The sequence below is a fragment of the Fibrella arboris genome, assembly GCF_041321095.1.
Lineage (GTDB): Bacteria > Bacteroidota > Bacteroidia > Cytophagales > Spirosomataceae > Fibrella > Fibrella arboris.
Genome location: NZ_JBGGWE010000002.1, coordinates 432,597 through 444,816, shown reverse-complemented (window position 1 = coordinate 444,816; position 12,220 = coordinate 432,597). Strand labels below are relative to the sequence as shown.

Annotated in this window: 10 protein-coding genes; 2 read left to right on the top strand and 8 right to left on the bottom strand. The window is 54.7% G+C overall.

Annotated elements, in window-relative coordinates; translation table 11 throughout:
- Positions 1–80 precede the first annotated feature (80 nt).
- From ACAW75_RS04345 to ACAW75_RS04310, 8 genes are all read right to left on the bottom strand, one after another.
- The gene (locus tag ACAW75_RS04345) at positions 81–1,133 is read right to left on the bottom strand and encodes an FUSC family protein (protein ID WP_370727450.1); all 1,053 of its coding nucleotides are present in this window, start codon (positions 1,131–1,133) and stop codon (positions 81–83) included.
- 149 nt (positions 1,134–1,282) lie between these two features.
- Positions 1,283–2,458, bottom strand: a complete 1,176-nt coding sequence (locus ACAW75_RS04340; protein ID WP_370727449.1) for an acyltransferase family protein — start codon at positions 2,456–2,458, stop codon at positions 1,283–1,285.
- A gap of 39 nt (positions 2,459–2,497) precedes the next feature.
- On the bottom strand, positions 2,498–5,050 hold the full coding sequence (locus ACAW75_RS04335) for a family 20 glycosylhydrolase (RefSeq protein ID WP_370727448.1): 2,553 nt from the start codon (positions 5,048–5,050) through the stop codon (positions 2,498–2,500).
- 210 nt (positions 5,051–5,260) lie between these two features.
- Complete coding sequence (locus tag ACAW75_RS04330) at positions 5,261–6,994, bottom strand: GMC oxidoreductase (RefSeq protein WP_370727447.1); 1,734 nt, start codon at positions 6,992–6,994, stop codon at positions 5,261–5,263.
- A 40-nt stretch (positions 6,995–7,034) separates the two neighbouring features.
- A complete protein-coding gene (locus ACAW75_RS04325) occupies positions 7,035–7,589 on the bottom strand; it encodes a gluconate 2-dehydrogenase subunit 3 family protein (protein ID WP_370727446.1) in 555 nt (184 codons plus the stop codon).
- 213 nt (positions 7,590–7,802) lie between these two features.
- Positions 7,803–8,195, bottom strand: a complete 393-nt coding sequence (locus ACAW75_RS04320) for a putative toxin-antitoxin system toxin component, PIN family (RefSeq protein ID WP_370727615.1) — start codon at positions 8,193–8,195, stop codon at positions 7,803–7,805.
- An 8-nt stretch (positions 8,196–8,203) separates the two neighbouring features.
- Positions 8,204–8,440 carry a hypothetical protein gene (locus ACAW75_RS04315; RefSeq protein WP_370727445.1) on the bottom strand — a complete coding sequence of 79 codons (237 nt, stop codon included), beginning with the start codon at positions 8,438–8,440 and terminating at the stop codon, positions 8,204–8,206.
- A 63-nt stretch (positions 8,441–8,503) separates the two neighbouring features.
- On the bottom strand, positions 8,504–9,580 hold the full coding sequence (locus ACAW75_RS04310; protein ID WP_370727444.1) for a Gfo/Idh/MocA family protein: 1,077 nt from the start codon (positions 9,578–9,580) through the stop codon (positions 8,504–8,506).
- Positions 9,581–9,800: 220 nt separating this feature from the next.
- Between ACAW75_RS04310 and ACAW75_RS04305 the strand changes: the two genes are divergently transcribed.
- Positions 9,801–10,685 carry a DUF808 family protein gene (locus ACAW75_RS04305; RefSeq protein ID WP_370727443.1) on the top strand — a complete coding sequence of 295 codons (885 nt, stop codon included), beginning with the start codon at positions 9,801–9,803 and terminating at the stop codon, positions 10,683–10,685.
- Positions 10,686–10,823: 138 nt separating this feature from the next.
- A complete protein-coding gene (locus ACAW75_RS04300; protein ID WP_370727442.1) occupies positions 10,824–12,194 on the top strand; it encodes an NAD(P)/FAD-dependent oxidoreductase in 1,371 nt (456 codons plus the stop codon).
- Positions 12,195–12,220: the final 26 nt, after the last annotated feature.

The following is a 12,220-nucleotide window of genomic DNA, read 5'->3' as shown; positions in this document are numbered from 1 at the left end:
GATGGTTTAATGCGCGGGTATCTGTTTTTTGCTTCGCTGGTCGAAGGGCACGACTAGCGAAGCAAAAACCGAAAGTTCCCTCACCTGCGACCCGCGATGAGGATTTTTGTGCGGCGCATCTGCCGGGTGGCTTTGTAGCGCAGTCGTTCACTATACAACATCCAGCCACCAATACCACCGAGGACACTCCCGATAAAAATATCGATAAAGCGGGCGATGATCAATGCCGTTGGGTCGACGGCTAATGATCTGCCCGATTCGGCCAGAAAAAGGGTGAGCACCGTGATGAAAATGACCGCCAGGCCATAGTTGCGCACCACCAGAAACTCGACAATCAGTTGCAGGGCGATGATACCCAGGCAGAATACCAGTGGCGTTGGCTGCAAGAGCAGGATGACCCACGTGACACCCAGCCCGATGAACGTACCCAGAATCCGTTGAACGCTGCGTTGCCAGATGTGTTTGGTGCTCACACCCTGCATCACGGCGGCGCAGGAGGTAGGTACCCAGTAGGGGTTTTCGAGTTTCAGCAGATTGGCAATCAACAAGGCCAGACCAACCATTGACCCGAACGTAGCCGATTCGATCAGGTTGACATACTTGCTCTTCGCAACGGTAATCGTCTGACTGTCATTGGGATGGCTTTTTATGGTCAGCAAACTGTAGATCACCGCCAGGGCAAAGGAGATCATCGTGCCAATGCCAATGAAGCCGATGTTCTGCGGAATGGTAGACAGGTTGAACGGCAGACAAACGGCGACCGATGCAATCATGATAAAGAAGAAATTGCCCGGTGGACGGGTCATCTTCAGGTAGTAAAGCGCCACGTGGACAATGAACGCGTACAGACCCAGCAGTAGTGGGGCAAGCAGCGGGTTAAAACTGAACAGGCTGCCTACCGAAAACGAGACCATGATACCAAACGAGCAGGCCATCAGGATGATGAGCCGGTTGGCAATGCGGATGGAGTGAATGTACAGAATGACCAGCCCAGCCATCGACGCCAGTTTGCCACCCGGCAACGTTCCGGTGAAGTAGCCCGCCAGAATGGGAATACCGACGCTCAGGCCCGCCAGCACCGGAATGTGCCACTTCCGGTCTGTTTCCTTAAACTCAAATAGCTGTTTCAACATGGTGCCGCCCGTTTATTTTCTGCCGGGAAAGTAATCCTTTATACGGCTCAATGCTATACGGATGGACGCTTTATCGAGTGTGTGCGTTTGAGACGTAACTGTGTATGGCTCGCGAAGCCTGGTGAGAGTCATCAGTACGCTAAAAACGCTTACACGCGCACGTAGATCCTGCGGCGGTCGAGGAGCCAGCCAACGCTCCAGCATAGGAGCATGAACGCAAGGGCAAAAAGCAGCGAACCCATAGGGCCAGGCGCGATGGTCTGAAAAATATGGACGCCGATCCAGCCCTGTACGCTCTCGCCTCCGCCCGCTGGAATCATGTAGCAGACGATGACCAGCACTTCAGACAGCAGGTAAATGAAGAGCGGATTCTTGCCGGGAATGACAAAAAACTGTGTCCAGTTGGCCTGGTTCCAGTGTTTGATCTCGATGGCGTAGATCAGCGTTGCCAGAATAGCCAGATCAAGGCCAGTGGTGAGCAGCACGAATGAACTGGTCCAGAGCTTTTTGTTGATCGGGAACACCAGGTCCCAGCAATAAGCCAGGAAAATCAGTGTGGCCCCTGCCAGCAGCAGTTTTGCCACACTTTCGTAGTTCTTGCCCACTCGCTGGACAAACTGACCGGCATAATAGCCGATAATAACGTTGACGATGGCAGGCAGCGTACTGAGCAGTCCCTCGGGATCAAAGGCTACCCCGCCGTTGCCGTGGTACAGATGTGCATCGCCCAGCATAAACCGGTCGAGTTTTCGCACCGCATTACCCAGCAGTCCCAGCGGATCGGCGGGGTCACCCCAGCCTAACAGTAGTAGCCAGTAGCCAACCAGAAACGCCACACTCAACCAGAAGACGGTTCGGGCCGAGAAGAAATAAACCAGCAGCGAAGCCAGCCCGTAGCATACGCCAATACGTTGCAACACGCCCCAGATACGGGTTTCGCCAATCGGAAAACCGGTGATCTCGCCCGAATCACTCAACCGAAAAAACGGAAACCAGTACATCAGGTAGCCAAGCAGAAAGATGAGCGCCGTTCGTTTGGCTACCTTACCCAGCACCGCCGACGTACCCAAGGCACTGTATTTCTTCATGGCAAAGCTCATCGCGTTGCCAACGGCAAACAGAAACGATGGAAAGACCAGATCGGTAGGCGTGAACCCGTGCCAGTCGGCATGATTCAGCGGACCAAACGACGCCGAGCCCGCCCCCGGCGTATTCACCACAATCATGAAGCAGATGGTCAGCCCCCGGAATACGTCCAGCGACAGAAAGCGGTTGTCCGTATCAAGGGCGACCAGTTGGGGCGGGGCGATCGAATGCTCTTCCACGGTAGGTGATGGCTAAGGTGAGTGCGGTGAATAGGTACGTTACTTCCTGATCGTTACCGTTTGTCCGGCCCGGCCAGCCGAATTGAATACCCGGAGTTTGGTTGTGCTGGTAAACGGCAACGGAGCCGTGTACACGGGGCTGGCTGACGTTGGCTCCGAACCGTCGGTGGTGTAGCGGATCGTTAGGCCGGGGAACTGCACATTGGCTATCAGCTTATTATCGACGATGCTGGCACCGGCCGTGGGGATCCGGTACTGAAACCCGCCCGCGTACGAGTCGAGCCGGGGCAGTTCCCGTTTGCCGACCGTGTGCAGAAAGGCTGACCAGGCCTGGTTATACAGTTGCTCGCTTTTTTGCTCGTCTTTTTCGAGGGCCCACTCAGGGTCTTTTGCCCAGGCCCGCTCGGCAACGGCCAGTAGTTTGGGTAATAACTTGTATTCAAACTGAGCCGGGCTGCGGTTGGTCTCTGACCAGAGCGGCGCCTCGATCCCGACCAGGTTGGTCTTCCCTTTCTCCGTGATCATCTCCCGACTTCGGATGCGATTCTGATCGATGCGCTGACCTGTATTGTCGTCTTTCAGGTTGCGGAGGTAGTTGTACGGAATAAAGTAAAACGGCTTGTCAATGTCGACGTACCCACCCCAGTACTGGCCCGCTTCTTCCGACAGCTGGTTATAGGCCAGATCGATGTACAAGTGCGTAACGCCCGTCAGAATGACCTTGTAACCGGCATTGGCCATCCGGTAGGCCAGGTCTTCTGCGCCGGAGCCCGGTTCGTTTTTCCAGACATTTACCCGGAATTTTTCGGGTACGAACGTAGGGTTAGGCACCCAGACCGACTTATTGTTCTGAACCACTTTTTTCAGGCCAACCTCTTCCCAGCCCGACAGGAACAAGCCCCGCTTTTTGATGATCTGATTCAGCTTCCCGAAGTAATAATACCACAAATCGTCGGTTGACTTGACGGTCGAATGGCTGGCCATCAGCCGTTGAACAGCCGGCGATTTTTGCCAAACACCCTGCGGCACTTCATCCCCGCCAACGTGAATCGTCTTCAGGGGAGCACCCGCCTCGCGATACATGCTCGCCAGATCATCGACCACCCGCTCCAGAAAGGCATAGGTAGAGGGCAGCGCCACATCGATCACGTTATCATCCCAACCCTGCACCGACTCGTACGTCGATTTGTCGGCCAGATCGCGAAGCAGATACCGCTCGGCCTCCGCTTTTTTGCCTGCTTTCAGCAACGTTTGGTACCGGAAGTCCATGGCCCTGAGCGCTGCGCGGGCGTGCCCCGGTGATTCAATCTCTGGAATCACCTCGATATGCCGGTCGCGGGCGTAGGTCAGGATATCGATAAAGTCGGCTTTGCTATAGAAACCGGAGCCCGCTTTGTTGCTGGCGTCTGGGCCGGAACCGTAGGATGGAAGCAGACTTTTGGACTGGTCGGCGTTGTAGGCACGCGTTCCGCCAACGGTGGTCAGCTCGGGCAGTGATGGCATCTCTACCCGCCAGCCTTCATCGTCACTGAAATGCAGGTGTAATACGTTGAGCTTATACAAACCCATCAGATCCAGCACTTTGATCACTTCCGATTTCGGTTGGAAATTCCGGGCCACATCCATCATCAGCGCGCGGTAGCCGAAACGGGGGGCGTCTTTAACCACTAAGCCGGGTAGCTGAACGGACCCTGTTCTTGCGGTGAGGGCGCTGGCAGGTATCAACGTCTGAAGCGACTGAATGCCGTAGAAAATGCCCGCCCGCGAAGACGCCGACACCTGAACGCCGTCCTGGTTGACGCGTAACTCATAGCCTTCGACGGTTATCGCCGGGTTTTTTACGAGCGTGATCGTCTTCCCCGATGCCTGCGTTCTGACCGCCAGCTTTTTAGCAACTACCGGAACGAGGCTGTTGACCAGAAAATTGGCTTCAGGAATGAATTCACCCGGCGACACGATAATGGTTTGCCCGTCGAGTACAAATGGCTGTCCCGTTTCCTGATACGAGGCTGGGGTGGGAAATACCTTGGTCAGCTGCTCGTCCGGAATGGGCTGAACCGCCGCGTTTTGGGTAAAGATACGTTCGGTTAGCTTGCGGTCAGACGCCTCGAACAGATCGCCCATGTCGACGGCTACATCGACCGGGAAAGCCTGCCCGGGGTCTTTATCGAACACGAGGTAAAACCCGGCGGGAAAATCGGTCCGGTTGCGTAGTCGCCGCGAGGAAATAGTCACCGTTGCCGACTGACCCGGCGCCACCGGCGAAAAGCCTGCACCCGGACTGAGAGCGTGCAAATCGCCGTTTACAGGCTTAACGCTGGCCTGACTGGCCGCAGTGCTGGCATAATTCCCACCGTTGAAGAACAGCCGCCAGCCGGTAGCTGGTAGCGGTGAACTGCCCGTATTCTTCAGCGTCAGAGCCAGGCGTGATCCTGCTTTTCCGTCATTGCTAACGAGCGTCAGCGTGATAGCGATGGGTTTTGAGATGGTCACTGGCTCGACTGTCGTCGGCAGCGAGCCATATGCCGTGTGTGAAAGAAAGCCTGAAAAAGGGAGGCAAAGGAGAAAAATACCGGGTAGGTTAAGGCGCATTAGAATGGGGGAGTACGTTGGGAAAGGCTCTTTGATTTAATGGTAGGTTGCTGTCGGGGATCGCAGCGGCGAACCGGCCTAGTCGGGGACGCCTAGTCGAAGGGACACGCGACAGCAACCTAATTCGCAATGCAATCCATAACTCAACTTAATCAAAAAAAAGCCCTGGCTTTCTGCGTTGAGCAGCTGGCCAGGGCAGGGAATAGGGCATTAGAGCATCCCGCGCTTCAATTCACTCACGGCGTGGTTCGCTGCGCGGGCCGTGAGGGCCATAAACGTCAGCGATGGGTTTTGTGTCGATGTAGAGGTCATACAGGCCCCATCGGTTACGAACACGTTTTTACAGGTATGAAACTGGTTCCACTTGTTCAGCAGCGACGTTTTCGGGTCTTTCCCCATCCGAACGCCCCCCATCTCGTGAATGTCGAGGCCGGGCGCCTTGTCGGGTCTGTCGTTGGTACGGATGTTTTTGAAGCCGGAAACGGTCAGCATCTCCGACATCTGCTCGTGGAAGTCCCGAATCATTTTCTCATCGTTGTCGTCGTAAGCTACCGAGATTTTGAGCTGCGGAATGCCCCAGGCGTCTTTCAGAGCGGAATCCAGCGCCACGTAGTTCGATTCTTTGGGAATGGTCTCGCCCATCATGTGCGAGCCAACCCGCCACGGGCCGTATTTGGGCTGCATCAGGCTTGCCTTCAGGTCATCACCCAGCCCCGATGTGTCGGTCTCTGATGAACGGTATCCACTAAAGCCCGCCGCGTACCCCCGCAGGAACTGGGACGCCAGCCCGGTCGATTCCTGCTTGAATACGTTGCGGAAACGCGGAATATAGCTGCCATTGGGCCGTATGCCGTCGGTGGTTGAGTCCTGAAATCCGTCGTGTTCGGCCGAGATCGTCGTACGGAAATTATGGAAGGCTACGTATTTACCCAGCAGGCCATTGTCATTGCCAAATCCGTTCGGGAAGCGGTGCGAGGTAGAATTAAGCAGAATCAGGTTGCTGTTGAGGCAGGCGGCATTCACGAACAGGATTTTGGCGTAATATTCCGTCATCTGCTTCGTGTTGGCGTCGATCACCCGAACGCCCGTGGCCTTGTTCTTCTGCTCGTCGAAGATGATGGAATGCACCACCGAATCGGGCCGGAGGGTGAGCTTTCCCGTGTTGGCAGCCCAGGGCAACGTTGATGAGTTGCTGCTGAAGTAACCGCCATAAGGGCAACCCCGCTGGCAAAGTGACCGGTTCTGGCATTGCCCCCGGCCCTGCTTCAGGTGAATGGGCTGCGGTTTGGTCAGGTGGGCACAACGGCCAATGATCACGGGCCGGGCACCGTTATACCGCGCCGCCATCTGATCGGTGAAATGTTTCTCGATGCACGACTGCTCGTGGGGGGGCAGAAACTCACCGTCGGGCAGTTGCGCCAGCCCATCTTTATTGCCCGAGATCCCGGCGAATTTCTCCACATGGCTATACCAGGGGGCCAGGTCGGCATAGCTGATGGGCCATTCTACGGCGAATCCATCGCGGCCTGGCCCGTCAAAATCATACTGCGACCAGCGTTGCGTTCCCCGCGCCCACATCAGCGACTTACCACCCACCTGATAGCCCCGAATCCAGTCGAACGGTTTCTCCTGAACGTAGGGGTGATCCGCATCTTTCACGAAGAAGTGGCTGGCGTCTTCGCGGTTGGCGTAACAGCGGCTGGCAATGGGGTTGGCGTCTACGTACTCTTTCGATAGTGCCCCCAGGTGGGCAAATTCCCAGGGCTGCATCATCGTCGTGGGGTAGTCTGTGACGTGTTTCACGTCGCGCCCCCGTTCCAGCACCAGGGTACGTAGCCCCTTTTCGGTAAGCTCTTTAGCCGCCCAGCCACCGCTGATGCCGGAGCCAACAACGATAGCGTCGAACGTGCGCTCTTTAACGGAATCTATATTGAGAAAAGACATAATCGATTGGAGTAAGGATAAACAAAAACACCGGACGTACCTACCGGCTACCAGCGGCGGTTAATTTCTCGACAGGTACGCAACCGTGGTAATAGCCCGGAGCCATATTGAATTTCTGCACAGTGGTCAGGTAGAACTCCGAGTTGGTATATCCCTGAATAGTCAACCGCTTGATCAGGTTGACAAACGTTTTTCCGGCGGGGTCTGTCGAGGCGGCAACAGCCGTCAGCACGGCTTTCCGCTGCATGGCGTCGCAGCCTGCAAATGGTTTGGTGTACAGCTGTTGCGCTGTAGCTTCCGTCAGCACCAGTCCCTGCTTCAGTGCCGTCTGGGCCGCTTCACCGTAGCAGTCCCGGATCATGCGCATGGCATACTGATACACCTTCAGCGATTTGGCGCCCGGCGTGGAGGCGCCCGGCGTCGTTGTTTCGGGAATAATGGTCTCAACGATCTCGCCAAGCAGCGTTTCGTCATCGACGGAACCAAGCGAAACCGGGCCGATCGAATCAGGTGTCCAGTTCGAAGCCCAGGCTGGCAGAGAAACCAGGCCGCCCAGGGCCATCGTCAGGCCCCGAAGGGCGGTACGTCTTTGCATAAGGATGAGATATGAAATTGACTGTGGTTCAGCTAGTAGTCGAAACAGGATGGCACCAGCTTACCAACGAATAGAATGCCTTAGAAAGTAAGTGTATCAAAAAAAGTGGGTGAAGTAGCTTTGGAACATAGCCTCTAGACCCACAGTAGGAAAAGCTACCAAGCCCGATTCAACTACTCTTTTGATCTCCTCCAGCGTGCGTTGAGCGTGCAGCTACAAGCTGTCTATCAGCATCTGTAAACGAATAATTGGAACACCTCGGTAAGGACTCAATGCGAGTAGATGCTTTTTGTCACCCGTGACAAGGTAATCTGCCTCGGCATCGATAGCCAGGGCAAGCAAGTAATTGTCATCGGGATCAGGACTGTCTGTAACCAGCGTTGTGGACTTGATAACCGACAGTCGTGGTGTCAACGTTGCAATAAACAGGTCGACCGTTTCGGGACTCACGTATTTCTGGAACTTCAGACGACTAGCCACTTCCCGGATCTCTGTTAATAAAGTGTCGTCTGCGAAGCGTTCGATTGCCGGGTTTTCCAGTACTATCGCCAGCTTCTCTCTATGTGATTTACCAATCAAAGCACTGATAAAATCATTGGTATCAATGACAATCTTTATTCAGTGCTTACTGATTTCGTTCCCGCCTTTTCACGTCGGTACGCGCTTATTTCATCCATAACATCCTGCTCACTAAGCATCGACTCAGTTTGAGGAAGCTGCTTGTCGAGTTTGTTCCACAACTCGACCCAGCTAGACTGAGGCGTTTTGAGTGAAATAATCCCCAGATCAACTAAGTCATCTATAAGTTTCCGCGCTTTAGGCGATTTAAGCTCAATCGTTAGGGTTTCCATAGGCTTCTGTTAGCTACCAGATGAAGCTAAACTACGAAAAATTCCACAGTGATAGCCACTCTTCTATAACCTGACCACCTCGCCGGTGCGTACACTTTCGTCGCAGGCGAAGGCAATGCGGAGGCTATTGACGGCGTCGGCCAGATGGTCGGTCAGGTCGAGGTCTTCCTGGATAGCCTGCAGGAAGTACCGTTGTTCGCGGTTGCACAACTCCTGATGATCCGGCTCATCCTGCATGTCGATCCAGGTGTCGGGCTGTACAAACTGATCGTCGGCGTTGAGCTGTGCATGGTGAACACGCAACGACTCGGTCTTGGTATGTGAATCCACATCGTCGGACTTGCCGCCAGCCCCGGCGTTCTTGGCTACGATGGAAACGCAGCCTTTCGGGCCGATCACGTCTTTCACGAAGAACGCCGTTTCGCTGACCATCGGGCCCCAGGCGGCTTCGTACCAGCCAACAGAGCCATCTTCAAAGCGCATCTGAAGCTGCCCGTAGTTGTAATTGTCGGCGGGAATATCATCGGTAAGCCGTGCGCCGATGGCCGATACCCAAACTGGTTTCGAGCGGGTCATCTGGCACATGACATCGATGTAATGCACGCCACAGTCGACAATCGGGCTGAGCGATTTCATCAGGTTACGGTGCACCGTCCACATATAGCCGTGGCTCTGCTGGTTCAGGTTCATGCGCATCACCAGCGGCTTGCCCAACTGCTGGGCTTCCTGAACGAATCGGGCCCAGGACGGGTGAACGCGCAAAATATAGCCGACCACCACTTTCTTATTGGCTTTCCGGGCAGCGGCCACCACCCGCTCCGATCCTTCGATGGTATCGGCCAGCGGCTTTTCGATGAACACGTGGCAACCCGCTTCCAGCGCCATGATCGCGTACGATTCGTGGGTATCCGGGTACGTTGAGATACAGACGGCGTCGGGTCGGGTGTCAACAAGCGCCTTCGCGTAGTCGTCGAAAAGGGGATAACCGCCGCCGAGTTTATCGTTCAGGGTGTATTTGCTTTGGCCGGTTGATACGATGCCGCAAATTTGAAAGCCGTCGAGAGTGTGGTAGGCGGTGGCGTGCGAAGCACCCATGTTGCCGCAGCCGACCACGAGTACGCGAAGAGAAGAAGATGTCATAAGCTAGTAAGCAGGAATAGAACGCAATATAATGCCAACACCCGAATCCATTTCGCTGGCAGAACCCCTACCGGGTAAACACAGGTATAAGGAGGCGAAGGTTTGTGGGGAGAGGCCGAAGACGTGACCAAGAACCTTTCGCTGCGGAATGAGTTCAACTTACGTAAAGGTTGACTTTGCCTTAAGCATACAGCCTTAGACTACTTAAAACCAATAGGAAGTGGCATCGGGAATTTTTGCAGTATTAGATGATATAGCGGCGTTGATGGATGATGTTGCGCTGGCAACAAAAGTAGCAACCCGCAAGACGGCAGGTATATTGGGCGACGATCTGGCCGTTAATGCTGAAAAGGCTACGGGGTTTCTGGCCGAACGAGAGTTGGCGATTTTGTGGTCCATAACAAAAGGATCCCTGCTCAATAAACTGATCATTGTGCCGGTTGCCCTGCTTCTAAACGTTTTTTTTCCGGCGGCCATAACCATCATTCTTTTACTGGGCGGTTGTTATCTGGCCTATGAGGGAGCCGAAAAAATAGTGGATTACCTCGGCAGTTTACTGAAAAAGAAACCGCAGGTAGCCCCGGCGCCTATACCCGCTAGTCCGGCTCTGGATCAGGAAAAAGAAAAGGTAAAGTCCGCCATTACGACCGACTTCATTCTGTCGGTAGAAATTGTCATTATTGCGCTGGGATCGGTTGTCGGCCAAAGCTCAACGGTACAGTTAGTAACGGTTTCGGCAGTTGCCTTGCTGGCTACGGTAGGCGTATATGGTCTGGTGGCGCTTATAGTCCGAATGGACGATGCGGGCCACCAGTTGATCAGGAAGGCCGGTAACAAAGGAATTCTCGCCGGACTTGGTCGTGTGCTGGTAGGAGCGCTCCCCGTTGTCATCAGATGTCTAAGTGTGGTGGGGACAATTGCTCTCTTGCTGGTTGCTGGCGGCATCTTTGTTCATAACATAGCTTACTTGCACACATTGCCTACGGGCCTTCCGCCTACGCTTTACGAACTGGGTATTGGTTTACTGGTCGGATTAATACTGGCAGGTGCCGTTGCCCTTGTCAGGATGGTTGGTCGCCCTGCCAGAGTGTCCGGTCTGGTCTGAGATCGCGGAGATGAGTTTGCCACCTTGCCGAATCCTGACGGGAAACACCCGTATATTGTGACGAAGGTTTGTCTGTGCCAGTATTGCCTTGGTCTGCCGCCGCCGGCCTAAGGCATCATCAAACATCGTCGTCAACATATGCGCCACATTGTTATACTAGGTAACGGCATTGCCGGTATCACTGCTGCCCGCGAGCTTCGCAAAGGGGGTGCTGATCGGATCACCGTTATCTCGTCGGAAACCGATCATCATTTCTCGCGAACGGCACTCATGTATATTTACATGGGGCACATGACGTACGCGCATACGAAACCCTATGAAGATGGGTTCTGGGCGAAAAATCGCATCGATTTGCTCCGGGCGCAGGTAACGACGATCGATTTTGACCATAAACTGCTGACTACCCAAACTCCTGGCGACGCCGAAACGACCCTGGCCTATGATGTGTTGGTGCTGGCTGTGGGCTCGTCGCCCAACCGGCCCGGCGTGTTGCAAACGGAAATCCGTGGGGTGCAGGGATTATACGGGATGCCTGACCTGGAACAGCTGGAAGCCCTGACCGATGCTAAGCAGTCAGGTACGTCGGTGAATCGGGCCGTAGTTGTGGGCGGTGGGCTGATCGGGATTGAGCTCTGCGAAATGCTGCTTTCGCGTGCTATTCCAGTGTCGTTTCTGGTGCGGGAAAATAGTTTCTGGCGGAGTGTATTACCGGCTGAAGAGTCGGCCATGATCGGTCGGCACATTCGCGAGCACCAGGTTGATCTGCAGGTGGAAACGGAAATTGCAGCGTTACACGATGATGGTACCGGCCGGGTTGGTGGCGTAACGACCAAAGCCGGGAAACGTATCGATTGTCAATTTGTAGGGGTATCCGTAGGCGTATCGGCGAATGTAGGCTGGTTGCGGGAAACCGATCTTGACATAGATCGGGGTATTCTGGTGGATACGTACCTGGCCACGAACGTACCTGACGTCTACGCCATTGGAGACTGTGTGCAGCACCGGACACCGCCACCGGGCCGAAAACCAACGGAGCAGATCTGGTACACGGGCCGCATCATGGGCGAAACGCTGGCACAGACGCTGCTGGGAAAGCCAACAGCCTACCAGCCCGGTGTCTTTTTCAACTCAGCCAAGTTCTTCGATATCGAGTACCAAACCTACGGCGACGTACCGGCCAATCTGCCCAACGATGGTACAATCCAGTCGCTTTACTGGGAACACCCGAACGGGCAGAAAGCTATTCGGATCAACTATGCTGCGTCTGATAGTGCCGTAACGGGCATGAATGCATTTGGCATTCGCCAACGGCAGGAGGTCTGGACACGCTGGATTACCGAAAAACGCTCGATCCAGTACGTACTGGAACATCTGGCTCACGCCAATTTCGACCCTGAATTCTTCCGGCAGCATGAGGCTGATGTGCTGGCTGTCTATAACGCCCAACATGCAGACGCTCCAGTACGGGCACGCGCTAAAAAGGGATTGTTTGCCTTGTTTGGGAAATGACAGTCAGGTCTAACTTATCCGTGGAG

Coding starts and splice junctions, on each gene's coding strand:
- ACAW75_RS04310 (WP_370727444.1), bottom strand. CDS start 9,580: ATGACATCTTCTTCTCTTCGCGTACTCGTGGTCGGCTGCGGCAACATG.
- ACAW75_RS04325 (WP_370727446.1), bottom strand. CDS start 7,589: ATGCAAAGACGTACCGCCCTTCGGGGCCTGACGATGGCCCTGGGCGGC.
- ACAW75_RS04335 (WP_370727448.1), bottom strand. CDS start 5,050: ATGCGCCTTAACCTACCCGGTATTTTTCTCCTTTGCCTCCCTTTTTCA.
- ACAW75_RS04345 (WP_370727450.1), bottom strand. CDS start 1,133: ATGTTGAAACAGCTATTTGAGTTTAAGGAAACAGACCGGAAGTGGCAC.
- ACAW75_RS04330 (WP_370727447.1), bottom strand. CDS start 6,994: ATGTCTTTTCTCAATATAGATTCCGTTAAAGAGCGCACGTTCGACGCT.
- ACAW75_RS04300 (WP_370727442.1), top strand. CDS start 10,824: ATGCGCCACATTGTTATACTAGGTAACGGCATTGCCGGTATCACTGCT.
- ACAW75_RS04315 (WP_370727445.1), bottom strand. CDS start 8,440: ATGGAAACCCTAACGATTGAGCTTAAATCGCCTAAAGCGCGGAAACTT.